Origin of the sequence: Herbaspirillum aquaticum (genome assembly GCF_002213425.1) — a bacterium.
Classification (GTDB): domain Bacteria; phylum Pseudomonadota; class Gammaproteobacteria; order Burkholderiales; family Burkholderiaceae_D; genus Herbaspirillum; species Herbaspirillum aquaticum.
This window is the reverse complement of record NZ_NJGV01000019.1, coordinates 64,327-89,390: the sequence shown is the minus strand read 5'-3', so window position 1 is coordinate 89,390 and position 25,064 is coordinate 64,327. Positions and strand designations below refer to the sequence as shown.

At 64.8% G+C, this 25,064-nt stretch carries 19 protein-coding genes and 2 pseudogenes; 14 read left to right on the top strand and 7 right to left on the bottom strand.

Annotated elements, in window-relative coordinates:
* Nucleotides 1-31 precede the first annotated feature (31 nt).
* From CEJ45_RS17705 to CEJ45_RS17690, 4 genes are read left to right on the top strand one after another with little or no spacing between them, the layout of a single operon-like run.
* Complete coding sequence (locus tag CEJ45_RS17705) at nt 32-898, top strand: ABC transporter permease subunit (RefSeq protein ID WP_088756353.1); 867 nt, start codon at nt 32-34, stop codon at nt 896-898.
* A complete protein-coding gene (locus CEJ45_RS17700; protein ID WP_420913308.1) occupies nt 895-1,653 on the top strand; it encodes an ABC transporter ATP-binding protein in 759 nt (252 codons plus the stop codon). The genes CEJ45_RS17705 and CEJ45_RS17700 overlap by 4 nt, the downstream gene beginning before the upstream one ends.
* Before the next feature lie 60 nt (nt 1,654-1,713).
* Nucleotides 1,714-2,721 carry an NrtA/SsuA/CpmA family ABC transporter substrate-binding protein gene (locus CEJ45_RS17695; protein ID WP_088756393.1) on the top strand — a complete coding sequence of 336 codons (1,008 nt, stop codon included), beginning with the start codon at nt 1,714-1,716 and terminating at the stop codon, nt 2,719-2,721.
* Nucleotides 2,722-2,762: 41 nt separating this feature from the next.
* Complete coding sequence (locus tag CEJ45_RS17690; RefSeq protein ID WP_088756351.1) at nt 2,763-3,869, top strand: LLM class flavin-dependent oxidoreductase; 1,107 nt, start codon at nt 2,763-2,765, stop codon at nt 3,867-3,869.
* 66 nt (nt 3,870-3,935) lie between these two features.
* Here the strand turns inward: CEJ45_RS17690 and CEJ45_RS17685 are convergent, their stop codons facing one another.
* A complete protein-coding gene (locus tag CEJ45_RS17685) occupies nt 3,936-5,225 on the bottom strand; it encodes an O-acetylhomoserine aminocarboxypropyltransferase/cysteine synthase family protein (protein ID WP_088756350.1) in 1,290 nt (429 codons plus the stop codon).
* Nucleotides 5,226-5,400: 175 nt separating this feature from the next.
* Nucleotides 5,401-6,834 carry a fimbrial protein gene (locus CEJ45_RS17680; RefSeq protein WP_229296886.1) on the bottom strand — a complete coding sequence of 478 codons (1,434 nt, stop codon included), beginning with the start codon at nt 6,832-6,834 and terminating at the stop codon, nt 5,401-5,403.
* 279 nt (nt 6,835-7,113) lie between these two features.
* On the opposite strand from CEJ45_RS17680, the gene CEJ45_RS17675 reads away from it, so the two are divergent.
* The 7 genes from CEJ45_RS17675 (at nt 7,114) to CEJ45_RS17645 (ending at nt 16,674) form a co-directional block, all read left to right on the top strand.
* Nucleotides 7,114-7,653 carry a fimbrial protein gene (locus CEJ45_RS17675; RefSeq protein WP_187697705.1) on the top strand — a complete coding sequence of 180 codons (540 nt, stop codon included), beginning with the start codon at nt 7,114-7,116 and terminating at the stop codon, nt 7,651-7,653.
* A 107-nt stretch (nt 7,654-7,760) separates the two neighbouring features.
* Nucleotides 7,761-8,483, top strand: coding sequence for a fimbrial biogenesis chaperone (locus CEJ45_RS17670; protein ID WP_241517369.1), 723 nt, complete (start codon nt 7,761-7,763; stop codon nt 8,481-8,483).
* 9 nt (nt 8,484-8,492) lie between these two features.
* Nucleotides 8,493-11,105: a fimbria/pilus outer membrane usher protein gene (locus CEJ45_RS17665; RefSeq protein WP_088756347.1), complete on the top strand. Its 2,613-nt coding sequence runs from the start codon at nt 8,493-8,495 to the stop codon at nt 11,103-11,105.
* Nucleotides 11,102-11,869 carry a fimbrial biogenesis chaperone gene (locus tag CEJ45_RS17660; RefSeq protein ID WP_088756346.1) on the top strand — a complete coding sequence of 256 codons (768 nt, stop codon included), beginning with the start codon at nt 11,102-11,104 and terminating at the stop codon, nt 11,867-11,869. The genes CEJ45_RS17665 and CEJ45_RS17660 overlap by 4 nt, the downstream gene beginning before the upstream one ends.
* 11 nt (nt 11,870-11,880) lie before the next feature.
* Nucleotides 11,881-12,738 (top strand): EAL domain-containing protein, encoded by an 858-nt coding sequence (locus CEJ45_RS17655; RefSeq protein WP_241517368.1) that lies wholly within the window; start codon nt 11,881-11,883, stop codon nt 12,736-12,738.
* Nucleotides 12,739-12,745: 7 nt separating this feature from the next.
* Nucleotides 12,746-13,387: a response regulator gene (locus CEJ45_RS17650; RefSeq protein WP_088756344.1), complete on the top strand. Its 642-nt coding sequence runs from the start codon at nt 12,746-12,748 to the stop codon at nt 13,385-13,387.
* An 8-nt stretch (nt 13,388-13,395) separates the two neighbouring features.
* Nucleotides 13,396-16,674: a hybrid sensor histidine kinase/response regulator gene (locus CEJ45_RS17645; RefSeq protein ID WP_088756343.1), complete on the top strand. Its 3,279-nt coding sequence runs from the start codon at nt 13,396-13,398 to the stop codon at nt 16,672-16,674.
* A 61-nt stretch (nt 16,675-16,735) separates the two neighbouring features.
* Here CEJ45_RS17645 and CEJ45_RS17640 read toward each other — a convergent pair.
* The 3 genes and pseudogenes from CEJ45_RS17640 to CEJ45_RS17630 form a co-directional block, all read right to left on the bottom strand.
* A pseudogene (locus CEJ45_RS17640) lies at nt 16,736-17,455 on the bottom strand (porin); the annotation flags it as partial.
* Nucleotides 17,456-17,720: 265 nt separating this feature from the next.
* Nucleotides 17,721-18,095, bottom strand: a pseudogene (locus tag CEJ45_RS17635) (porin); the annotation flags it as partial.
* Between the two features lie 371 nt (nt 18,096-18,466).
* Nucleotides 18,467-19,483 carry an AraC family transcriptional regulator gene (locus CEJ45_RS17630; protein ID WP_088756342.1) on the bottom strand — a complete coding sequence of 339 codons (1,017 nt, stop codon included), beginning with the start codon at nt 19,481-19,483 and terminating at the stop codon, nt 18,467-18,469.
* A gap of 426 nt (nt 19,484-19,909) precedes the next feature.
* Here CEJ45_RS17630 and CEJ45_RS17625 point away from each other — a divergent pair, with 426 nt between their 5' ends.
* Nucleotides 19,910-20,812: a LysR family transcriptional regulator gene (locus CEJ45_RS17625; RefSeq protein ID WP_088756341.1), complete on the top strand. Its 903-nt coding sequence runs from the start codon at nt 19,910-19,912 to the stop codon at nt 20,810-20,812.
* 81 nt (nt 20,813-20,893) lie between these two features.
* On the opposite strand, the gene catA is transcribed toward CEJ45_RS17625, so the two are convergent.
* Nucleotides 20,894-21,805, bottom strand: coding sequence for a catechol 1,2-dioxygenase (gene catA, locus CEJ45_RS17620; RefSeq protein ID WP_088756340.1), 912 nt, complete (start codon nt 21,803-21,805; stop codon nt 20,894-20,896).
* A gap of 64 nt (nt 21,806-21,869) precedes the next feature.
* Nucleotides 21,870-23,030 (bottom strand): muconate/chloromuconate family cycloisomerase, encoded by a 1,161-nt coding sequence (locus CEJ45_RS17615; protein ID WP_088756339.1) that lies wholly within the window; start codon nt 23,028-23,030, stop codon nt 21,870-21,872.
* A 255-nt stretch (nt 23,031-23,285) separates the two neighbouring features.
* Between CEJ45_RS17615 and andAc the strand changes: the two genes are divergently transcribed.
* Together andAc and andAd are read left to right on the top strand one after the other, a co-directional pair.
* On the top strand, nt 23,286-24,566 hold the full coding sequence (gene andAc / locus CEJ45_RS17610) for an anthranilate 1,2-dioxygenase large subunit AndAc (protein ID WP_088756338.1): 1,281 nt from the start codon (nt 23,286-23,288) through the stop codon (nt 24,564-24,566).
* Entirely contained in the window at nt 24,563-25,063 is a 501-nt protein-coding gene (gene andAd / locus CEJ45_RS17605; protein WP_088756337.1) for an anthranilate 1,2-dioxygenase small subunit AndAd, read from the top strand. Before andAc ends, andAd begins: the two co-directional genes overlap by 4 nt.
* The last annotated feature ends 1 nt before the right edge of the window (nt 25,064 follow it).

The following is a 25,064-nucleotide window of genomic DNA, read 5'->3' as shown; positions in this document are numbered from 1 at the left end:
GCGTCCTCGCCATCACCGAGAAGGAAACGCCATGCCCGAAGCGGTCAATCATTTTCCCTTGCCAGCGGCGGGAGCTGACCCCGCCTCCGCTGCGAGTCACACTGGCCCACGCCCCCCGCGCGTGCTGACTGCACGCAGTCTCTTCTTCATTTCATGGACCGCACCGCTGGTGCTGCTGCTGGCCTGGGAAGCGCTGGCCCGTGCCGGCGTGCTCTCGCCGCAGGTGTTGCCCGCGCCCAGCAAGGTGCTGCAGACGGCATTGAACCTGATTGCCCAAGGCCGCTTGCTGTCGGACCTCGGGGCCAGCCTCCTGCGGGCCGCCGCCGGGTTTGCCATCGGCGGCAGCATCGGCTTCGTGCTCGGTACGCTGGTGGGCTTCTCGCGCCTGGCCGAGGCGCTGGTGGACCGCAGCGTGCAGATGGTGCGCGCCGTGCCTTTCCTGGCGGCGCTGCCACTGGTGATCGTGTGGTTCGGCGTGGGCGAGGGCGGCAAGGTGTTCCTGGTCTCGCTGGGCGTGCTGTTCCCCATTTACATCAACACCGTGCTGGGCATCCGCCAGGTCGATCCCAAACTGCTGGAGCTGGGCCGTGTGACCGGCTTGTCCAACTGGACCCTGATCCGCCGCATCGTCCTGCCGGGCGCCTTGCCCTCGATCCTGGCCGGGGTGCGCTATGCACTGGCCGTCGCCTGGCTGGCGCTGGTGATCGCCGAGACCATCGCGGCCAATACCGGCATCGGCTCGCTGGCGATGGATGCGCGCGAATTCCTGCAGACCGACGTGATCGTGCTGACCATCGTCATCTATGCCGGCATCGGCGTGGTGTCCGACGGCATCGCACGCCTGCTGGAGCGCCGCCTGCTGGCCTGGCATCCCAACTACGCCGCCAAGGGGAAATGATGAGCGACAGCTTGTACGACCGCCATACCGCGCACCCCGCCACGGCCGATGAACTCGCGGTGAGCGTGGCCGGATTGAAGCGACGTTACGGATCGCGCACCGTGATCCAGGGCCTGAACCTGCGCATTGCACGCGGCGAATTCGTGGCCCTGCTGGGCGAGAGCGGTTGCGGCAAGACCACCTTGCTGCGCGCGCTGGCCGGGCTGGACCCCATCGACGGCGGCCGCATCGACGGACCGGCGCAGCCCGCCGTGGTGTTCCAGGAACCGCGCCTGATCCCGTGGGATCGGCTGTGGCGCAATGTCTCACTGGGCCTCGATGACCGCCACGGCAAGCCGCTGGCGCAAGCCGCCCTGGAAGAGGTGGGCCTGGGTGACCGGCTCGACGACTGGCCGCGCAATCTCTCCGGTGGCCAGGCCCAGCGCGTGGCGCTGGCACGCGCCCTGGTGCGTGAGCCGCGGCTGTTGCTGCTGGATGAACCCTTTGCTGCGCTCGATGCGCTCACCCGCATCCGCATGCATGTCCTGGTGCGCCAACTGCTGGCGCGGCATCGCCCCGGGGTGCTGCTGGTGACGCACGATGTGGATGAAGCCATCGTCCTGGCCGATCGCATCCTGGTCATGCGCGACGGGGCCATTGCCAACGATGTTCGCGTCGCCCCCGAAGCGGCCCATGACCGCAGCCATCCTGCCGCCCAGGCCCTGCGTGCGCAGTTGCTGGCCGAGCTGGGTGTAGTGGCTGCCCAGGCGGCGTAGCGGTGGCATTAAGTTTTCCTGAATGCTGTTTTTCTTCTCATTAATTCCTGCTTAATGCTCATGTCCCACGATTCCAAGCCTGCCAATCTCCATCGTCGTCAACTCTTGCAAGCCGCGCTGGGTAGCGCGGCCCTCGGCGCCAGCGGCCTGCCGCTGCTGGCGCGCGCCGCCGGCAAGTCGCGCAATACCGATACGGTGCGCCTGGCCTGGGGCAAGGGTGGTTTGCCCGGCATCGCCCGCACGCGCGGCGAGTTCGAGAAGACGCTGGCCCGCGATGGCATCAAGGTACAGTGGATCGGTCCTTTCCCCAACCATGCGCCCTCCTTGCAGGCCGTCACCGGTGGCAGCGCCGACTTCGGTTTCGGTGGCAGCACCACTCCCGCGCTGGCCGCGATGATCGCCGGTTCGCCGCTGGTCTTCACTCAGTTCGCCGTGGTCGAACCGCGCAGCACGGCCATCATCGCCAAGGATGGCTCGGGCATCAACAAGGTCGCTGACTTGGTGGGCAAGACGGTGGCGGTCAATCGTTCCGGGCTCGGGGAATTCCTGCTGGTGGCCGCGCTGGAAAAGCACGGCATCGCGCGCGACAAGGTCAATTTCGTCTACCTCAATCCACCGGATGCCGGCCCCGCCTTTTCGCAGGGCAAGGTCGATGCATGGTCCATGTGGAGTCCCGGCGTGGACATCGCGCGGGTGGAATACAAGGCGCATGACGTGTTCTTTGAGGGACGCGACCTGGATTTCCTGATCGACTTCAACTCCTACGTCACGCACCGCAAGTTTGCCGAAGAAAACGCCGACATCGTGCGCGCCGTCAACGCCGCCTATCGTGCCGAGGGCGAGTGGATCAGCAAGAATCCGCGCGAGGCTGAAGGGCTGGTGCAGAAGGATGCCGGCTATTCCGATGCGGTGCGCGATTCGCTCATCAAGCTGGCGCGCCGCTGGGAATTCCACGGTACTGACGACGCCAAGTTCATCGCCACCTTCCAGGGTGCAGCGGACTGGCTGGCCGCGCGCAAGATCCTGCCGCAGAAGGTGCAGGTTTCCGATTACATCGTCAAGGTCTGACTCATTTACCGCCTGCCTTGCAGGCCCTCAGGAGAGCAAGCATGAGCATCAATTTCATCGGCATGGTCACCACCCACAAGAACTCCGAGATCCACCCCTCGGTCGGGCCGGCCATCGATACCGACTACCTGCTGCGCTTTGCACGCGCGCACGAAGAGGCCGGCTTCGACCGGATACTGGTGCCGTACCACTCCAACGGCCCGGATGCCATCCTCACCATCGCGCAAGTGGCTGCCGCCACCCGGCGCATCCAGCTGATGCTGGCGCATCGCCCCGGCTTCGTGGCGCCCACGCTGGCGGCCCGCCAGCTGGCGACGCTGGATCATTTCAGCGGTGGCCGGCTGGGCGTGCACATCATCTCGGGCGGCTCCGACATCGAACAGCGCCGTGATGGCGACTATCTCGATCACGACCAGCGCTATGCCCGTACCGATGAATACCTGCAGATCCTGCGCCAGGTGTGGACTGCCGACAAGCCCTTCGATCACCAGGGCGCGCACTACCGTTTCGAGCAGGCGTACTCTGAAGTCAAGCCGCTGCAGCAGCCGCAACTCCCGATCTTCTTCGGTGGAGCCTCCGAGGCTGCCATTCCGGTGGCCGGCCGTCATGCCGATGTCTACGCACTCTGGGGTGAATCGCTTGAGCAGGTGCGCGAGCTGACCGGACGCGTGCGCGCCGAGGCAGCACGGCATGGACGTGAAATCAGCTTCTCAGTGTCCTTCCGCCCCATCCTGGCAGCTACTGAAGAGCAGGCCTGGGCGCGTGCCGAACGCATCCTCGATGAAACGCGCCGCCTGCGCTCGGGCAATGGCACGCGCCATCCGGCCTACACCGGACCGCAGGAGAGCGAAGGTGCGCGCCGCTTGCTGGCTGCGGCCGAGAAGGGCGACCGTGTCGACAAGCGCCTGTGGACGGCCATTGCCAAGGAGACCGGTGCGCGCTACAACTCCACCGCGCTGGTCGGTACGCCCGAACAGGTGGCCGAGGCACTGCTGGATTACTACGATCTGGGCGTGACTACTTTCCTCATCCGTGGCTTCGATCCGCTGGAAGATGCCATCGACTATGGCCGCGAACTGATCCCGCGCACACGTGAACTGGTGGCGCAACGCTTGCAGCAACGGACAGCACAAAAGCAGGCCGCCTGATTTATCCACTGCCTGATACGAAAATGGCTCCGCATGCGGAGCCATTTTTTTGGGGAGGCGATCAGGTCACGCCGACTGCAATGCCTGTTCCAGGTCGGCCAGCAGGTCATCGATATGCTCGATGCCGATGGACAGGCGCACGGTATCTTCCGTCACGCCCGCCTTCTCCAGTTCGGCCGGCGACAACTGGCGATGCGTGGTGGAAGCGGGATGCGTGGCCAGCGACTTGGCGTCACCGATGTTGACCAGCCGCGTGAACAGTTGCAGCGCATCCTGGAAGCGCGCACCGCCGTCGCGGCCATTGGCCACGCCGAAAGTCAGCACGCCCGAGGCGCGGCCCTTGAAATACTTTTGCGCCAGCGCATGGTCGGGATGATCTTCCAGCCCCGCATAGTTGACCCAGCGCACTTTCGGATGGCGCTTCAGGTATTGCGCCACGGCCAGCGCATTGGCGGTGATGCGGTCCAGTCGCAGGGACAGGGTTTCGATGCCCTGCAGGATCTGGAAGGCATTGAACGGGGAGAGCGCCGCGCCGGTGTTGCGCAGCGGGACCACGCGCGCGCGTCCGATATAGGCAGCCTCGCCCAGCGCTTCGGTATAGACCACGCCGTGATAGCTGACATCCGGTTCGTTGAGGCGCTTGAAGCGTTCCTTGTGCTTGGCCCAGGGGAACTTGCCCGAATCGACGATGGCCCCGCCCAGGGTCGTGCCATGGCCGCCGAGATACTTGGTCAGCGAATGCACGACGATGTCGGCGCCGTGTTCGAAGGGACGCAGCAGGTAAGGCGTGGCCACGGTGTTGTCGACGATCAGCGGGACGCCATGGCGATGGGCGATTTCGGCTACGGCGGCGATGTCGGTGACGTTGCCCAGCGGGTTGCCGATGGACTCGATGAAGATGGCCTTGGTGCGCTCATCGATCAGCGGTGCAAAGGACTCCGGCTGGCGCGGATCGGCGAAGCGGGTCTGGATGCCGAACTGCGGCAGCGTATGGGCGAAGAGGTTGTAGGTGCCGCCATACAGGGTAGAGGCCGAGACGATGTTGTCGCCCGCTTCGGCAATGGTCTGGATCGCGTAGGTCACGGCGGCTTGCCCCGAGGCCAGGGCGAGCGCGGCGATACCGCCTTCGAGCGCGGCCAGGCGCTTTTCCAGCACGTCCTGGGTCGGGTTCATGATGCGCGAATAGATGTTGCCCTGGACCTTCAGGTCGAACAGGTCGGCTCCGTGCTGGGTATCGTCGAAGGCGAAGGCCACGGTCTGGTAGATCGGCACGGCCACAGCGCGCGTGGTCGGGTCGGGATCATAGCCGCCGTGGACGGAGATGGTTTCGAATTTCCATTGCGGATTGTCTGGCATGTCGTCTCTCTTCTTCTCGTGGATGGGATGCGGGAACACTGTCGCATCCGAGACGCTAGCGCGAGTGGGCAGGGTGCGCCAAGAAATGATTTCTCATAAGCATATGCACCCCATGCCGGTGAGGTCGTATTGATGCCAAGCCAATCTGCTTCCGTGTTCGCACCGGCCGCGCACCTCACTGCACCTTGACGATCACATAGGCGGTCGCGAACACCCGTCCCGGTGCCACCGTCTTTCCCGGCAGCTTCTGCAGCGTGGCGGTCAATCGCTTTTCCACCGTGAACTGATACGCGGGCGCAGCCGGTGCTGGCGGCAGGCAGCGTGATGCATTGCTGGTGTCGAGCCGATACCAGCCGGCGTTGCGACCCGCAGGCAGCGGTCTGGACATCCCTTGGCCGGCCAGCGGCGAGCTGAGGAATTGCATCGGCTGCTGGCTGTCGCTGTCGCTCAGGCTGATGCCCACGCCCTTGGCCAGCGAAGGATCAAGGCCGTAATTGTCCGAGAGCAGGTACCGTACGCCCTGGTCCTGGTTCACATACCCCAGCTGCCGCGCCGCCGCCAGTGCGCCTGCTGATACCTGGATGCCAAAGGCGGTCTGGTTGTCGTCAGTGCCGGCGGTGGACGGCGGGCGGGTATTGACGCCCTCGTCACAGCGAAAGGCCAGCGTGAACTCCACCTGCCGTGTTTCGCCCTGTTTGAGTTCTTCTTCCGAGATCGTCGGAAAAACCACTTCCGGTGTCACGTTCTGTACCACGCATGATGGCAGCACGCTCAGGCTGGCCGCCTGGCGCATGCCGAAGGCGATACCGTTGGCGGCACCGAAGAAGAGGAAGCGCGTCGCGTGGTCTTCACCATCATCATCCATGTCGCCGCTGGCGCGGTTGTAGCCTGGCCCCCGCAGCATCAGGTAGCCATTGGGCTGCAGGCAGCGGTAGGGAACGGCAGCCTGCAGCCGGTTGTCCGGGCGGTCGCCGCACCAGTTGCTGGTGCCTGTCCCGGGACTGAGATCGGAGACACGGGCGATCTCGGCCTTGACCGGACTGAGATGCTTGGCGCGGATCAGGATCTTCTTGCGGGCTTCATCGACGTCATAGTTCTCCAGGCGGGCGGACTGGTAATAGCGCGAAAACACCTTCCCTGAGCGCAAATGCGTGAGCCGGATCGCCACACCGGGAAACCAGGTGCGGTAGAAACCCGGCAATCCGTCCTGGGTGCCGATCTCGGCAAAGCCGCCGACGCGGTCATCGCCATTGGTGGAAAACACTTCGGAGACCTGCCCGGCATCGGCCAGGTCACACGTCCACAGCAGCGTATCGCCGCTGATGCCGGAGGCCTCGGCGGCCGTGGCCACCGTACTGCCCAGGAGCGTGCCGGCCGGCTGCAACGCGGTGCTGGCGAGATTGATGCGGCCGAACCAGAACTGGGCCGAACCGCCATCGCTCAAGGGCGTGAAGGGATAGTCGATGCGATTGTTGCGCTTGCAGATGGCCGCCGCAGGAAGCGACAGCAGGCACAACGCCAGCATCGCAAAGAGCAGGCGCAAAGGGCGTGGCAGGGCCCAGGGGACAGGCACGCCTGGCCTGGCGTGATCGGGCGGGCGAGCAGACAAGGAACAACTCCGGCAGGAAGGGAAAGCCCTGCATGTTCGCGCAGCACGCCTGTGCGCAACATGGGCCGCTGCCGCAATGCGCATGGGCCAAATCCCATTGGGCTGCGGTGCCCGTGTTTGGGATTTGGCCCATGTGCGAATCAGGGATTGCCAACCGCTGCTTTGGGGGGTGGCCGATTCTGCTGGATGGCCGGTCTGCCTATGATTCACCTGGTGCCGGACGTATCGGTTGGCGTCGGCATTCTTCGTGGATCGACCGAATTCTCCTTGGGGGTAAAAATGAAAAAGCATCTTGCAATCCTGTTGCTGGTCTCGCCGTCGCTGGTGCTGGCGGCGGGCAGCACCATCAATTTCCGCGGCCAGGTCAACAGCCAGACCTGCCAGGTGATGGTCGATGGCGCGGCCAATCCGGTCGTGCTGCTGCCCACGGTGGCGACGGGCGACCTGGCGGCGGCAGGCACTTCGGCGGGCGAAACGCCCTTCGTGGTCAGCGTCAGTGGCTGCACGGCGTCGGCCGTCGACAAACCGAAGGACAAGCTGAAGATCAAGACCCAATTCCTGGCCAGCGCGGCGACCAGCGGCAACAACATTCCCAACCTGGGCACAGCCAAGAACGTGGCGCTGCAATTGCGCAAGAGCGTGGGCGGCGATCCGATCAGTCTGGTGGGAGGGAGCGCCGTGTCGGTCGAGGGGCTGGAGGTTGCCGCCGGCAGCACCAGTGCTTCGCATATCTTTGCCGTGCGCTACGTCGCCGAAGGCGGCGCGGCCGAAGCCGGCTCCGTGATTGGTTCGGTGCAGTACGCTCTCGACTACTTCTGATGCGCCTGTCCGGGCGCGGACTTCCGTTTCCCCGCTGGTCCCACCCCTGTCGCTGCCGGGATATCTCCCGGCGGCGCATCCCCGTTTTTGCCATGAACAGAACAAGCTTGCGCGCAGGTCTCCTCATGCTGCTGGTCTTCCTGCTGGGTGCGCACGCCAGCGCCAGCGTGACCATGCTCGGTACGCGCGTCATCTATCCGGCCGATGCCGGTGAGCAGGCACTGCGTTTCAGCAATCCTGACGATCATCCCAACCTGGTCCAGCTGTGGCTGGATGATGGACACGCCGGCCGGCCCGATGGGCAGGCCTCGCCCTTCCTGGTCATTCCGCCGGTGTTCCGCATCGAGCCGCGTGGCGGTCAGGTGGTGCGGCTCTCCTACGCAGGCGCGCCGCTGCCGCAGGACCGCGAGTCGCTGTTCTTCCTGAATTTCCTGCAGGTGCCGGCCCTCAAGGCCGATTCGGTCAACGACAACCAGCTGGTGCTGACTGTGCGCAGCCGAATGAAAGTCTTCTATCGTCCCCCCGCCCTTGCCGGCGAGACAGATGCCGCACGCGCTCCCGAGGCGCTCTCTTTCGCCATCGACAGCAGTGATGGCACGCCCGGCATGGTGGTGCGCAACGGCAGTGGCTATCACCTGATGGTGCAACAGGCCGACCTGGTGCTGGGCGGCCAGGCGCAGACGCTGGCCAGGACGACCGTGATCCAGCCTTTCCAGGAACTGCGCTGGCCGCTGGAACACCTGCCGGCCGACCGCGCCGGCATGCGCATGCGGCTGCGTCTGCTCAACGATGTGGGTGTGGAAGTGCCGCGCGACTATCCTGTGCAGTGAGGGGCTACGGTGAGCGTGCATCCCCCGCCCCTGCGGCGCGTAGCCCGGTCCGTCCTGTCGCTGGGGGCCGGGCTGCTGGCCTGGCCGGTCGCCGTGGCCGGCCCGCCGGAGACCAGCTATCGGTTCCTGGAGTCGCTGGAGATGGCCTCGCCCATCAACAAGGGCAGCCTGTCGCGCTTCAATCGCGTGGGCAATGTCGAGCCCGGTATCTACAGCGTTGATGTGGTTGTCAATGGCAGCTTCAGCCATCGCCGTGCATTGCGCTTCGACCTGGTCGAAGGGATGGGGGCGGTGCCCTGCTTCAAGGCCGAGGATGCCGTTTTGCTCGACCTGCGGCAGGACCTGGTCGCGCAGCTCGGCCAGCGCGATTGCGCTCGCATCGATGAACTGGCACCCGGCGCACAGGCCGTGTTCGATCTCTCGCGCCTGCGGCTGGACGTCAGCCTGCCCCAGGCGCAACGCAACCATGTCGCGCGTGGCTACATCGATCCCGCACTCTACGATGCCGGCGACAGCATGGGTTTCCTCAACTACAGCATCAGCCAGTATTACGCCCATACCGCCCAGGGCAGCAGCAGTTCGGTCTACGGTTTTACCAACAGCGGAATCAACCTCGGCCTGTGGCGTTTGCGCCAGCAAGGCAGCCTGGGCTACGACAGCCGTAGCGGACTTCGCTGGAATCCGGTGCGTACCTATGCCCGCCGCGCCTTGCCCGGCTGGACCAGCGAACTGACGGTGGGCCAGAGCTACACCTCCGGCAAGCTGCTGTCGGGACTGGCCTACCAGGGACTGGAACTGAGTTCGGACGAGCGCATGCTGCCCGATTCGCAGCGCGGCTATGCCCCCGTCATTCGCGGCAGTGCGCGCAGCAACGCGCAGGTCATCGTCAGCCAGAAAGGACGCGACATCTACCGCACCACGGTCGCTGCGGGCAGTTTCGTGATCGACGATCTGTATCCGACCAGCTACAACGGCGATCTCGATGTCACCGTCATCGAGGCCGATGGCACGCGCTCGCGCTTCAGCGTGCCCTACTCGGCGCTGCCGGAGTCGATGCGGCCCGGCAGCACGCGTTACAGCGTCACGCTGGGGCGCACCCGCGATACCGATAGCAGTTTGCCGTTCGTGGATGCCCTGGTCCAACGCGGACTGAGCAACAGCATGACCGGCAGCCTCGGGCTGCGCGTGGCTCCGGCGTACCAGTCGGCGGTGCTGGGCACTACCTTGGCCGGCACGCTGGGTTCGCTCGGCCTGTCGCTCAACTATTCGCATGCCGATACCGGTGGCAGCGCGCGCGGAGGGTGGATGGTGGGCCTGTCGTATTCCCGGGCCTTCGATGTCACCGGTACGCAGTTCTCCCTCGCCAGCTATCGCTATTCCACTTCCGGCTACCGCGAACTGGCCGACGTGATCAGCGAGCGCCAGGTGCAGCGCAGCCGGTGGTCTTCGCTGGCCAGTTCCACCAGCTATCAGCAGCACTCGCGCATCGATTTCTCGCTCAGCCAGCAACTGGGGAGCCTGGGCTCGCTGTATCTCTCCGGCCTGACCCAGACCTTCCACCATGACCGCAGCCGCATTACGCAATTGCAGTTCGGGTATTCGACCCTGTGGCGCAATGGCGTGAGTCTGAACCTCGCTTTCCAGCGACAGCAGGTCAGCAGTGTGGCGCGGCGCCCCGATGAGCTGGACGGGCGGCTGCCGGCGGTGGCGCAAACGGGCTCCTCGCTGATGCTGTCGCTGTCCATCCCGCTGGGGCGCGCAGGCGGCGAGCGGCCCATCGCGAGTGCGTCGGTGGTCCGGGCGGCGGACCAGGACCTTTATCAGACGCAAGTGTCCGGCATGCTGGCCGGCGAGCGCCATCTCAGCTACAGCGTGGGGGCCAGCCATGCGCCCGGTGGCCAGCAGGACAGCATCAACGGCAACCTCGGCGCGCGCCTGCCCAAAGCCAACCTCAATCTCAATCTCACCCACGGGCGCCAATACTGGCAGGTGGCCGGCAATGTGCGCGGTGCGCTCGCGGTGCATGCCGGTGGCATCACGCTGGGTCCCTACCTGGGCGATACCTTTGCATTGATCGAAGCCAAGGGGGCCGAAGGTGCGCGTCTCTTCAACGGCCAGGGGGCGGTGATCGACAGTCACGGTTATGCCTTGTTGCCTTCGCTTTCGCCCTATCATCGCAACGTGGTCGAATTGGCGGCCAGCGGCAAGAGCCACAAGACCGAACTGCTGGAGAGCCAGCGCACCGTGATTCCCTATGCCGGTGCGACGCTCAAGCTCAGTTTCAGGACCCGCACCGGACATGCCCTGCTGATCCGCCTGCAGCGGGACGGGGCCTCGCCCTTGCCGATGGGAGCCGACGTGCTCGATGCACAAGGCAGCGTGATCGGCATGGTCGGGCAGGGCAGCCAGGCTTATCTGCGCACGGACCAGGTGCAGGGTGAGCTGCTGGTGCGCTGGGGCGACGGCCAGCAGGAACGCTGCGCCGCGCGCTACGACCTGCACGGGCAGGATCTGGCGCAGGAGCTGATCCGGCTGGAGGCGGCCTGTGCGGCCGCTCCCCGCCGTGCCGAGTTCCTGCCGGCAGAGGCCGCGCAACCGCATGCGCCGGGAGCGTCGCAATGAGCCGCTACCGGATCGGTCGGCTGGCACGTTGGCTGCTGCTGTCCGTGATGCTCTGCTGCAGCCGTGCCGAGGCCGGGCTCATGCCCGAGCGCACGCGGCTGGTCTTCAGCCAGGGCGAGCGCGAACTCAGCCTGCGCCTGGCCAATACCAACCCGCATGCCGTGGTGGTGCAGAGCTGGGTAGACCAGGGCGAGGGTAGCCAGGCACCGGACACGGTCCAGTCTGCCTTGTTCGTCCTGCCTGCCGTACAGCGGCTGTCGCCGCAGGCCATCAGCCAGGTCAGGGTGCTGTACACCGGCGAGCCGCTGCCGGTCGACCGCGAATCGGTGTTCTGGCTCAATCTCTACGAGATCCCCCTGCTGCCGGACGCGCCGGGAAGCGCACCGCGCCTGCTGCTCGGGCTCAATACCCAGATCAAGGTATTCCATCGTCCCGCCGGCCTTGCCGGTCCTGGACCGCAGTGGAGCGATGCGCTGCACTTCCGGCTGCAATGGCAGGCCGGGCAATGGATCCTGGTCTGCCGCAACGACAGCCCTTACTTTGCTTCCCTTGCCAACCTGCGCGTCAGCGACGGTCGCCGCGAACTGGTGCCGCGCGCGGCCCCCGACCAGATGGCACCGCCCTATGGCGAACAGGTTTTCGTGCTGCCCGTGGACGATGCCACCCTGCCGTGGCAGCAGCCGCGGCTGAGCTTCCAGCTCATCGATGACGACGGGCGATTTAGCGATCACGCAAGGTCCCTGATGCCGCCCAACCTGCCATGAAGGAAATTCCCATGCATGCCGCCGCTCTTTGCGCCCACTCTGCCGCCGTCCCGCCCATGGATCGCAGGCACTTGCTGCTGGCCTTGCGGCGACGCCAGTTCCAGCCCTTCCTGCAACCCATCGTCGGTGCCGACGGCGACTGGCAGGGCGCCGAAATCCTGATGCGCTGGCAGCATCCGCACGCCGGGGTGCTGGCACCGGCGGTCTTCCTGGAGCGCTTGTCCGAGGAGGGACTGCTGGCCGCCACCACGCGCCAGATGCTGCAGCAGGTGCGCACGGCGTGGCGCAGCGCACCTGCCTGCCTGCGGCAGCCCTTCGTGCTGTCCTTCAATGCCTGTGGTGAACAATTGGCCGGGGAGAAGCTGGTGGCGCAATGCCAGGCCCTGCTGCGCCGCCTGCCATGGCCGCAGTTGCAGCTGATGATCGAGATGCCCGAGCGTGGTGCCGACCTCGGGCCGGAGCGTTGCCGCCGCCTGTTCGCCCAGTGCGAGCGGGCCGATATCGCCATCGCCCTGGATGATTTCGGCATCGGCGACGCACGCCTGCATCAGCTGGCCTGTGGACGCATCAGCAGCCTCAAGCTTGATCGGTCATTTGTTGCTGCCATGCAGGACAATTCCCTGTACAGTCGCCTCATCGAAACCATCGTCGGCCTGGCTGCCGAGTTCGATGCTACCGTCACCGCCGAAGGTATCGAGACCCGGGGACAGTGGCAGCGCTTGCGCCGGATGGGGGTGCGGCGCTTCCAGGGATATTATTTCGCCAGGCCACTGGCGATGCCGGAGTTCTTCCGGCAGATGCAGCGCCACCGGGACCAGGCGGCGACCACCGAAACAGCGCAGGAAAGGGAATGCCAATATGGCGACTAAGGGGACAATGATACGGGTCGGGATCGCCGATGATTATCCGGTCGTCTTGCGGGGCATCGAAGCCATCCTGGCCACGTGTCCCGACCTGGTGCTGGCCTTCTCGGCCGAGAGCATCACGCAACTGATGAGCTGCCTGGAGCGTGATCCGGTGGACGTGCTGCTGTGCGACTATGCCTTTGATGACGACCCCCAGGCTGACGGCCTGGACCTGCTCAAGCGTCTGCGCCGCCAGCATCCGGCGATGAAGGTGATCTTCCTCAGTGCCCATGCCCAGCCGCAGATCATTTCCAGTGCACTGGAGCTGGGAGCGGCCGGCTTCATCGGCAAGAACCGCAGTGATTTCGTGAACCTGCCGCAGGCCGTCTGCAGCGTCCACCACGGCCACGTCTATCTGCCGCAGTCGCTATCCTCGGCCTTGCTGGGCAGCCTGTTCAATGTCAACGCACGCCAGACCGGGTTGGCCCAGTTGTCCGAGCGCGAGCTGGTGGTGGCGCGCATGATCTGCCAGGGCATGTCCATCAGCGCCATCGCCGAGCGCCTCAACCGCAGTCCCAAGACCATCAGCAACCAGAAGGTGGCGGCCATGAAGAAGCTCGGGGTGAGCAATGACGTCGAACTGAGCCGGATCTTCCAGAACCTGGGCCACTGAGAGCAGCGATGCCGCGCCAGATCCTTGCCCTGTCGGAGCGCTACTATCGCCGGCTCCTGTATGGCTGTGCCACGCTGTTGTCGGTGGCCATCGTCTGCGCCGTGATGTTTCTGGGCTACAGCGCCTTCACGCAATTCCGCGAACGACAGATCGGCAGCTTCACCAGCAAGCGCGAGCAGATCAAGTCCGAGGTCGATCGCCTCACCGCGCGGGTGGTGCAGTTCGCCGAGATGTATGCCCGCCTGCAGCATCTCTACAAGAAGGAACTGATGGTGCTCGATACCTACAGCGAGCGCGTCGATCCTGGCGAGATCACCCGCAGTCCCGAAAGTCTGACGGTGGTTCCCTTTTCCCTGGTGATACGGGGTGACACTGCCGCCGACCGCCTGCGCCTGGCCACGCTGCTGCTCCTGCTGCGTCAGGCCTCGGCCTTGCCGATGTTCAATCCGGCCGAACCCGGTGTCACGCTGGACGGCTTCATCTATACCGCCGACGCCGGCTTCCTGGCGGTCTCGCCGCCGCTGTCCGGCGCCGAAGAGCAGGAGGTACGCCGGCTCGGCATCTCGCCCTACATCAGCGCCATCAGTGCGCCGGTCGATGCTGCCTTCGCCGGCGAGCGCGAACGGGCGGCCCGCGCCCAGGGCAGCACCGGGCAGCGCGTGCTGTGGATGAGTCCGGCCTTGAGCGCGCCGCTGCAGCGCTCGGCCGTGACCCGGCTGGCCGTGCGCATTGCGCTGGACAAGGGGGATCAGGCAACGGCCGTGTTTTCGGTGCCGGCCAGCCAGTTCCGCCAGTTTTTCATGAAAGACGAAGAGATGCCCGGCCTGATGGTGTTTGAAGGGCAGGGCAGCACACGTTTGCTGAGCGCTCCCGACCCGCACGTCAATGCGCTGCTGATGCGCCACATCCAGGAGCATGTGCGGCATGCCACCGATCCGCACGACCACGTCGGCCATTTCCACGATGACGGCAGCTTCTTCATTGCCCAGACCATCGAGGGACCGGAGTGGGTGGTGGTGCTCACCTTCACCTGGCGCGACGTGCTGGCCGGCTTGCAGGGCGACTTCACCACGGGTGCCGTCTGGGGAATGTTTGCGCTGATTTTCGTGTGGGTTGCGACCCTCTATTTCGACCGCTGCGTGATCGGGCCGCTGCAGAAAAAGGCGCTGGCCATGGTGGAGAGTCGCCAGTTCAGCCAGACCATCATCGATACCCTGCCGGTCGGCATTGCCGTCTATGCGCCCGGTTCGGGCGAGGTGGTGCTGCGCAATGCGGTGGCCGCGCGCATGCTGGAGCACTCGGCACTGCCCAGCGCGGCATTCTATGCACAGATCCTCACCGCAGTGCGGGTCGGCGACAATCTGCGCCAGGCCATGATCGAAGCCGAACTGCCGCTGCGTGATGGCGGCATCAGCCATCTGGGCGCGGTGTGGTCGCGCACGCGCTTTTCGGGGCAGGATGTGCTGCTGCTGGGCATGATCGATCTCAACATGCAGAAGGCCCACGAAGCCCTCATGCGCGAAGCCAAAAGCATGGCCGACCGCGCCAGCCAGGCCAAGTCCATGTTCCTGGCCCAGGTCAGCCACGAGATCCGCACGCCCCTGCACGGGGCCATCGGGCATATGGAGCTGCTGGCGCGGGAAGAGCTGTCGTTGCCGCAGCGGCAGCGCATCGAGCTGATCCGCCGTGCCTTCGACATGCTCATGGGGCTGGTCAACGACATCCTCGACATCACCAAGATCGAATCGCAATCCATCACGCTGGCCTCGGAAACATTGCAGCTCAACGACTTGCTGGAAGCGTGCGCACAGCTGTTCGCACCGCTGGCGCTGGACAAGGGACTGGACTTCTCCTGCCTCCCCGCCGTGGCGCTGGAAGCGCCGGTGCTGGGCGATCCGCAGCGGCTGATGCAGATCCTGCACAACCTGGTCGGCAATGCCGTCAAGTTCACGGCGCAGGGGCGCATCCGGCTGGCGGTGCGGCTCGTGCGTCGCGAGCCGGCACGCGTGGTGGTGCGCTTCGAAGTCAGTGATACCGGCATCGGCGTCTCGCCCAGTGCCCGCCAACGGATCTTCAAGTCGCTGCAGCAGGCCGATGACAGCATCAGCCAGCGCTTCGGTGGCACGGGTCTTGGTTTGGCGCTGTGCCGTCGCCTGGCCGAGCTGATGGGAGGCGATATCACCCTCGACAGTGAGCCGGGCCAGGGCAGCGTCTTCGGTGCGCAGATCACGCTGGCGTTGCTTGAGGGAGATGCCGCGCTGCCGGTCTCGCGCCCCTTGGCGGGCAAGACCGTGGTGGTGCATTGCCAGGATGCGGAGATGACAGCGACGCTCTGCGATTATCTCGCCGCGTGGGGCGCGGCGCAGAGCGACGGCGCCAGCGCCAGCGCCTCCGAGGCCGCGATCCATCTGGTCGCACCGGATTGCGTGGATGATTTCATCGCCTGCGCGCAACACCAGTCCTTGCAGGCCGTGCTGATCTGTCCTGACGTGGTCCGTCGCGGCAGCCTAGCGTCTGGCTGGCAGCAGGTCAGCGCTTTCGACCGGCAGGGCTGGCTGTGCGCGCTAAGCAACCAGCCTGCTGCGGTAGAGTTGCAGCCCGCCGTGGAACTCCTGCGTGTGGCCAGCGGGCTCGATGTGCTGGTGGTGGAGGATGACCATGTGAATCTGACCTTGATGCAGCAACAATTGCAGGCGCTGGGTTGCGCTCGCCCGCGGCTGGCCCGCGACGGTCTGGACGCGCTGGCGCAGTGGCAGGCGCACCCGGCCGATGTGCTCATCACCGATCTCGGCATACCCGGCCTGGATGGCGTGGCGTTGGCCACGCGCGTGCGCGCGCTGCAGCCGCACGCCCGCATCATCGCCACGACGGCGGCAGGTCCGGGCAGCCTGGCGCAACTGCCGCAAGCGCTGTTTGATGCCTTGCTGACCAAGCCAGCCTCGCTGCTGCAGATGCAGGAGATCCTCACGCGCCTGGTCCGCACGGCGCCTGCGCCAGCGGTGCCGGCAGTGCAGGCGGCGCCGGTCGATCCGTTTGAACGGGTAGTGCGGGAGGCTTTCCGGCAGAGCTGGCCGGTGGAAAAAGACAAGCTGCAGCAGGCCATCGATAACGGCGAGCATGACCGCGTGCTGCGCATCCTGCATCGCCTGCAGGGCGGGCTGCAGGCGATGGGACTGGATGAGCTGGCAGCGCGCAGCGTCGAACTCCAGCACGCCATCGCGGCGGCTGAGGGCACGGCGCTGGCGGCCTGCAGGGAATGGATGCAGGCCGTGGAGTCGGCCAGCTGAGTCAAGGCAGGGTTTCGCGGTCCCGCCCTCGTGCAGCGGGACCGCGCCACCTCCGGCCGACTCAGAAGGTGTGCCGCACTCCCGTCATCACCCCCAGCTGATTCATGCCGGCACCGACGGTGCCACCCACATCCAGCGGGATGGCGGCCCGGCCCGCGTTCTTCATGTAGCCCAGCGACGTATGCAGCGCCGTGCGTTTGGAGAGGTTGTAGGTCAGGCGTGCGACCGACAAGGTGGAGGTGTTGGCCGAGCCCTTGATGTTCAGGCGTGCCATCTGCGCGTCCAATACCAGCGCGGCCGACAGGGGCGTGGAGAAGCCGAGATAGTAGAGGTCGGAATCGGTATTGCCGGTGGCCGCGCGCGTCTTGCGGTCGATCACGCCACCACCGATCTTGCTGTTGCCCAGCACGACGTAGCCGTTGAGGGTGACGCGCTGGTCGTGGTTGTCACTGCTGGTGAGGCCATTGGCCGCGCCGGTATTGCCGTACAGGATGTCGTAGGAACCGGAGACGCCATAGCGGCTGCTGTCATAGGCCAGCATGGCGGTCACCTGGCGGCAGGCCTTGGCATTGCCGGCCACTTCGCCCGGGCAGCCGGTGGCACTGGCGCCGCCGGCCGTGGAGGTGTCGCGCCCGAAGCTGTAGGTGGCACCCAGCGTGAAACCGCTGAAGCTGCCAAGGTAGCCGATGGCGTTGTCGCTGCGCGCATTGGGAATGTAGGCGTCGATGCTGCTGATGGAGAAGAGGTTGGGTCCCATCACATCCGACTTGGCCGTGACTAGGGCCTGTTCACATTCAATCTGTGAGTGCGAGAGGTCGCCAAGCGTTGACTGCCTAGGCGCAGCGACGCGCCGTGGTGGTGCCACGGCAAGGAGCTGCAACAACGGCAGGCGACGCTTGGCGGCCTCTCCCGGAGGGTTGCCCCCAGAAGGCGCGCTGGCCGCGTTGCACGTCAGGGCTGGTGGCACCACCACCAGCCCTGACGCGCGCCTTGCCAGCACGCCTTCTGGGGGCAACGCATCTCACAGATTGAATGTGAACAGGCCCTAGGTAAGTCATGTTGACCTGGCGTCCCAGCATCAGGCTGCCCCAGCTATCTTTCAGTCCGACATAGGATTGGCGGCCGAAGAGACGATTGCCCTGTCCCATGGCGCCGGTATCGACCGAAAAGCCCGACTCCAGCACGAACATCGCCTGCAGTCCGCCGCCCAGGTCTTCGGTCCCCTTGAAGCCCAGCCGGGAGGGGAACGACGAGGTCAGGCTCGGCATTTTCAGGACCGAATTGCCGGCTGCGTTGGCGTGGTTGGTGTAGACCACACCGGTATCGATGATGCCGTAGATGCTGACCTGGCTCTGCGCCAGGGCCTGCTGCGTACCAGCCATTGCCGTGAGCGCCATGGCGCTTGCGACCCATTTCTTCATGTTCTTCCCCATTTGCTGATGATTGAGTCTTCAGGGCTGCGCACACCGGGTTGACCGGGACACCGATCCTGAAGTGCGGTGGTAACAAGCACGGATGAATTTCCCGACAGGCAGCGTGCGTGGACACGCGCATGCCAGTGCTTGCTGCGGCGATCTTAGTGAAGGAAGGGACCGAAAAATATCCGCCGCTTGCATCATGCAGCCGCAGGCTTATCCGTTTTTTTCACAGCGCAGCCGCGTGGCGTGAGCCTTGCTGCGCGCTGGTGCAGGGGAGAACGAAGATGCCGCCGCGTGGTGCAGGGACGAAAAAAATGGCACCGTGCCGATGCCATGGTCGAGACTGCCGGTGGAGACTCCGGCGCTCCGGAAAGTCAGCGTGTGACGCTGCGCGTCTGCTTGGGCAATTCGCCAAAGCGCTCGCGATAGTAAGCCGAGAAACGTCCCAGATGCCCGAACCCGAATTCGAAAGCGGTATCGGTGATGTTGGCGCCGGGATGCGTGAGCAGGCGCTCGCGCACGGCATCGAGCCGGATGTTGCGCAGCAGGTCCATGGGCGCCACGCCATATTGCTGGTGGCACAGCGCATTGAGCGCGCGCACGCTCACGCCGGCCGCACCGGCCAGGTCGGCCAGCGCCAGCGGCGCGCACAGACGGCTGCGGATGTAGCGCTCCAGCATGTCCAGGCGCTGCAGCTTGCCGGCACCGACCAGGCTGTCGGCCGATTCGCTGGCAGCACGTTGCCCGCTACTGGAGGCATGCACGGGATCGACCGTGGTCGTCAGTTGCGAGAGCAGGAATTGCGCAGCGCTGCGTTCGAAATGCTGCACCCATTCCCCCTGGCCTTGACCTTGGCCGGGCAGGGCCAGTACGCGCTGCAGCGACTGGATCAGCAGGTCCCAATAGGGTGCCGCCTGCTGCGGCAGCAGGAACACCGAGGGCACATCGAGCGGGCCGCGCTGGCCAACCGCGCGCAATTCGTCGAACAGGGCCAGCGGCACCTTCAGGATCAGTTGCTCGGAACCTGCCTGCCACCACAGGCGCAGATTCCGTTTTGGTGCGATCAGCGCGGTGTGGCCTTGCGGGATGCACACCTTGCGGCCATCGGATTCGATCTCGGCGCTGCCCGAGAGCGTCATGTGGACCAGCGCGAAACCGTTGAACAGGCGCGGACGCACGACGACCTCGGCGCCATACTTGAGCATGAAAATCTGCAACTGCTGGATCGCCGCCTTGAAGAGCACGGTATCGACATCGTCGCCTTTCCAGAACAGGTCATGTTCCGAGAGTTCGTTGGCGACCTGGGCGTGGCAGTCGACCTTGCGGGTGGACTGGAAAACGCGACGGCGATACAAGGGCTCCAGACTGAGCGCATGGACAGTGTTGAGCATGTTAACCTCTTAACGCTGTCCCTCCGCACGGGGCCGGTGGCGGAAGGACGGTGAGACCGGGTAGGGGTGCTGCTGCATGCAGACGGCGGCGCTGCCGGTCTGCCTTGCACCTTCATGGACGATGCGAACGGGCTGTGCGCTGGCTGCTTTCCCTCAGCCAGTGCATGCGGCGTTTGCTAATGCGAAGTTGCAAGTTTCATGCCCGCCAGCGGGCATCGTCGAAGGTGGGCGGGACAGGGCAGGCCTGCGCGGGCGGGTGGGTACATGTCGGTCTCCTCTACGGTCTTCTGGACGGGCCCTGCTGCCGTGGACGCGGGCCTCGTTGCTCCGGGGCACGGCTCTGCGGCCGGCTGAGGGTCGATTCTATGCGGTCGGCGGATGAACGTACAATATCAAATCAGCATCATGGTATGCCTCGGAGGTATAGTGGAACTGCGTCATCTCAAGTATTTCAATGCCGTCGCCAGCACGCTCAGTTTCAGCCGTGCCGCCGAACTGCTGCACATCGCCCAGCCGCCCCTGAGCCGGCAGATCCGCCAGCTCGAGGACATGCTCGGGGCCGAGCTGATCGACCGCGCCTCGCGTCCGATTGCGCTCACCATGGCAGGCAAGTTTTTCTATGAACAGACCTTGCAGGTATTGTCCCGGCTGGAACAGATCGAGGAAGGCACGCGCGTCATCGCCCGTGGACAGCAGCACTGGTTCAATATCGGTTTCGTCCCCTCGGCGCTGTATGGTTTGCTGCCCGAGATGATCAAGCGTTTTCGCACCGACATGCCGGAAATCGAAATCGGATTTTCCGAAATCGTGACCATGGAACAGATCGAGGCGCTCAAGTCGGGACGCATCGATGTCGGCTTCGGACGCCTGCCCATCAGCGACCCCGACATCCTCTGCGAGACCATCGTGGAAGAGCCGCTGGTGGCGGTGTTCCCGCTGGGCCATGCGCTGCTGGCGCGCAGCAAGGTGACGCTGGCGCAGCTGGCCGAGGAGCGCTTCATTCTCTATCCCGCCAAGCCGCGTCCCAGCTATGCGGACCAGGTGCTGGACATTTTTTCCAGCCGCGCCCTGCGGCCGGCCATCGTCAAGGAAGCCAACGAGATGCAGACTGCCATCGGCCTGGTCGCCGCCGGCGTGGGCGTGACCCTGGTACCGCGTTCGGTGCAGGGGCTGCACCGTTCGGATGTGGTGTACCGGCCGCTGTCGAACAAGGGCGTGCATTCGCCGGTGATCATGAATTTCCGCGCCAATGACCGTTCGCTGCTGCTGCAAACATTGCGGGCGACAGCGGCCTCGATTGCACGCATGCATGCCGAGGAGTACGCCTGATCGCAGGTGTTCAATGGACGAGATCCAATGCACACGGGCCATGCAATCGCATGGCCCGTCGTCGTTCAGGTCAGCGCAGGATCAGGCGGCCAGGCGCGGACGATTGATGTCGGCCTTGGGCAGGTCGTTCTGTTCCGGCAGCAGGTTGAAGTTGAACTCGATGGCATAGAAGGGCGCATCGACTTCATGCTTGCGGATCTCGGCCGGATCGGTGACGTGCTTCAGTTCCGGCACCAGGCCTTCGCGGGTGGCGAAGGCGAAGTCATCCCACAGGTATGGATCGCCGGCGATGTTGATCTGCGTGGTCAGCTTGCGATAGCCCGGTACCGTGACGAAGAAGTGGATGTGCGCAGGACGGCTGCCGTGACGGCCCAGCTTGTTGAGCAGGCGGTCGGTGGCGCCACCCGGCGGCACGCTGTAGCCGACCGGTACGCGGCTGCGGAAGCGATAGCGGCCTTGGTCATCGGTGCGGATGGAGCAGCGCAGGTTGAACGGGCTCTGCTCCGGATCGAAGAAGGAATAACGGCCCAGGTGGTTGGCGTGCCAGACTTCCACCAGCGCATTGGCCAGCGGCTTGCCGTGTTCATCGAAGACCTGGCCTTGCATGAAGAGGGTATCGCCCGGCTGGGGATCCTTGTCCATGCGCGCAAAGCCCTTCTGCTCGGGCGCGCCCGACACGTACAGCGGTCCTTCGATGGTGCGCGGGGTGCCGCCCTGCACGCCGCGGCGGGCTTCGGCTTCATCCATGCGCAGGTCGAGGAAGTGCTCGAAGCCCAGGCCGGCGGCGATCAGGCCGAACTCGCCCGACTTGCCGGCCGAGGTCAGATAATCTACGGCAGCCCAAAATTCTTCCGGCTGCACATCCAGGTCTTCAATCGTATAAAACATGTCGCGCACGAGGCGGTTGACGATGGTCTTGACACGCTGGTTGCCCTCCGCGAGTTCGGTGCTTTCGATTTTTTGCAGTACGGCGTCGATGGCTTTCTTGTCCACGTTGTCTCTCCTGTCTCTGGTTGGATATGTGTGGGGGTGGGTGCAGTCGGTCCGGGCCGATGGATCAGGCGACGGAGACCAGCGGGGTCTTGCGGTCACGCCGCAGCGCGTTGACGCGATCTTCATCCAGGCTGATGCCCAGGCCGGGACCGCTCGGCAGTTCCAGGGCGAAGTCGCGGTAACGCAGCGGCGTGGCCAGGATTTCTTCGGTCAGCAGCAGCGGGCCGAACAGTTCGGTACCCCAGGCCAGCGTGCCGAAGGTGGCAAACAACTGGGCCGAGGCCATGGTGCCGATGGCGCCTTCCAGCATGGTGCCGCCATACAGCTCGACCTGGGCGGCAGCGGCGATGGCGGCCACCTGCTGCGCACCGGCCAGTCCACCGGACTGGTTGATCTTCACGGCGAACACATCGGCTGCGCCTACGCGGGCCAGTTGATAGGCATCCTGCGGGCCATGCAGGCTTTCATCGGCCATGATGGCGATACGGTTCTTCTGGCGCAGGCGATACAGGCCGTCGTGATTGGTGGCGGCGATGGGCTGCTCCACCAGGTCCACGCCGGCATCGGCCAGCAGCTGCATGCCCAGCATGGCCTCGGTCTCGGTCCAGGCCTGGTTCACATCGACCCGCACGCTGCCGCGATCACCGAGTGCGCGCTTGATGGCGGCCACGTGGGCGCAATCCTGCTGCACGGTGCGCGCGCCGATCTTGAGCTTGAAGATGTTGTGGCGGCGCTGGGCCAGCATCTTCTCGGCCTCCTCGATGTCGCGCGCGGTGTCGCCGCTGGCCAGGGTCCAGGCGATGGGCAGGCTCTCGCGCACGCGGCCACCGAAGAGCGTGGACAGCGGCACGCCCAGGCGGCGCGCCAGGGCATCCGATAGCGCCGTCTCGATGGCGCATTTGGCGAAGCGGTTGCCTTGTACGTGCTCGGCAATGTGGTGCATGCGCGCGGCGACCTGGTTGGCATCGGCACCCAGCAGCAGCGGTGTGATGTAGGTGTCGATGTTGACCTTGATGCTTTCCGGGCTTTCTTCGCCATAGGCCAGGCCGCCGATGGTGGTGGCCTCGCCCCAGCCGGTCACGCCGTCATTGCCGGTGATGCGCACCAGCACCAGGGTCTGGCGGTGCATGGTGGTCATGGACAGGCGGTGCGGGCGGATGGTGGGAACGTCCAGCAGCAGGACCTCGACGGTTTCGATGGAGGTGGCGGGCAGGGTGGAATTCAAGATGCAGTCCGTAGAAAAGAAGAAGACGAAAGCTGACGATGTCTGACTTGGGAGGGATGATAGAAACAAAGCTGCCCGGGTGTCCAAGACCGATTCAGGCATGCTGCATACCTTTTGGGTATAACGTCGCGGACTGCAAAAAACGGACAATACTGCCCTTCAACTATGCAAATGGCGGATATTCGTCCTTGTGCAGCCTGCCTAAGATGGCTCATCGTCCAGGTCCCGCCTGGCATCCAACGATGAGGACTTCGCATGAGCACATCCACCCAACTCGAACAGCAAGGCTATGCACCGCTGGTGCAATTCCCCCGCACCGATGGTGCGCGCACGCCCTACAAGGTATTCAGCTCCAAGGAAGTCTATGACCTGGAGCAGGAACGCATCTACCGTGGCGAGACCTGGAGCTTCCTGGCACTGGAAGCCGAGATCCCCAACAACGGCGATTACAAAAGCACCTTCGTCGGCGATACCCCGGTGGTAGTCACCCGCACCGAAGATGGCACCCTGGCCGCCTGGGTCAACAAGTGCTCGCACCGTGGCGCCATCGTCTGCCGTACCCCGCGCGGCAATGCCAGTTCGCACAGCTGTGCTTATCACCAGTGGAGTTTCGATTCGCGCGGCAACCTGCTGGGCGTCCCCTTCCGCCGTGGCCAGAAGGGCGCCACCGGCATGGCCAAGGACTTCGATCCCAAGTGCCATGGCCTGCGCCAGTTGCGCGTGGACAGCTACAAGGGCCTGGTCTTCGCCACCTTCAGCGAAACCGTGGAATCGTTGCCGGACTACATCGGCGCCGAGATGCGTCCGTGGATCGACCGCATCTTCCACAAGCCCATCGTCTACCTCGGTTGCACGCGCCAGTATTCCAAGTCGAACTGGAAGCTCTACCTGGAAAACGTCAAGGATCCGTATCACGCCAGCCTGCTGCACCTGTTCCACACCACCTTCAACATCTTCCGCGTGGGCATGAAGGCGCGCTCGCTGGCCGACAAGCATCACGGCCTGCACAGCATCATCACCGCCACCAAGAATGAAGTGGAGACGGCGGACGCCTACAAGCAGCAGGAGATCCGCTCCTTCGACGAGGGCTTCTCGCTGCAGGATCCGTCGGTGCTGGGCCAGATCAAGGAATTCGAGGAACTGACCACCAACCACATCCAGCCCATCTTCCCGCAGCTGGTGGTGCAGCAGATCCATAACACCCTGGTGGCGCGCCAGTTGCTGCCCAAGGGCCCGAGCAACTTCGAGCTGGTCTTCCACTTCTTCGGCTACGAGGACGACACCCCCGAGCTGCGCGCCCTGCGCATCAAGCAGGCCAACCTGGTGGGGCCGGCCGGCTACATCTCGATGGAAGACACCGAGGCGACCGAACTGGTACAGCGTGGTACCGCCCGCGATCCTGACCATTGCTCGGTGATCGACATGGCGCGCGACAACCCCGACCAGGAAGACACATTGATTACCGAAAGCCTGATCCGCAAGTTCTGGATGGGCTACCAGAAACTGATGGGCTTCCCGTCCATCGAGAAGGCATGAGCGAGGCAAAGCAGATGCAAAACATGGAACAGATGAGCTTGTGGTTCGAGCTGCACCAACTGCAGGAGCGCTATGTGCATGCGCTCGACAATGACCGCCTGGAACAGTGGCCGGATTTCTTCACCGACGATTGCCTGTATGAAATCGTGCCGCGCGAGAACGCCGATGCCGGCCTGCCCATCGGCATCATCTATTGCGACAGCAAGAAGATGCTGCAGGATCGCGTGCTCTCGCTGCGCCACGCCAACATCTACGAGGCGCACACCTATCGCCACATGACCTCGGGGCTGGTGTTCACGCAGAACGCCGACGGATCGGTGGATGCGCAATCGAGCTACGTCGTGGTGCAGACCTTGCAGAACGGCGAGTCCTTCGTCTACCAGGCCGGCCGTTATGAGGACCGCGTGGTCAAGACCGAGGCAGGCTGGCGCTATGCCCGCCGCCGCGTGGTCTACGACACGCTGCGCGTGGCGACCCTCCTGGCTACCCCGATCTGAG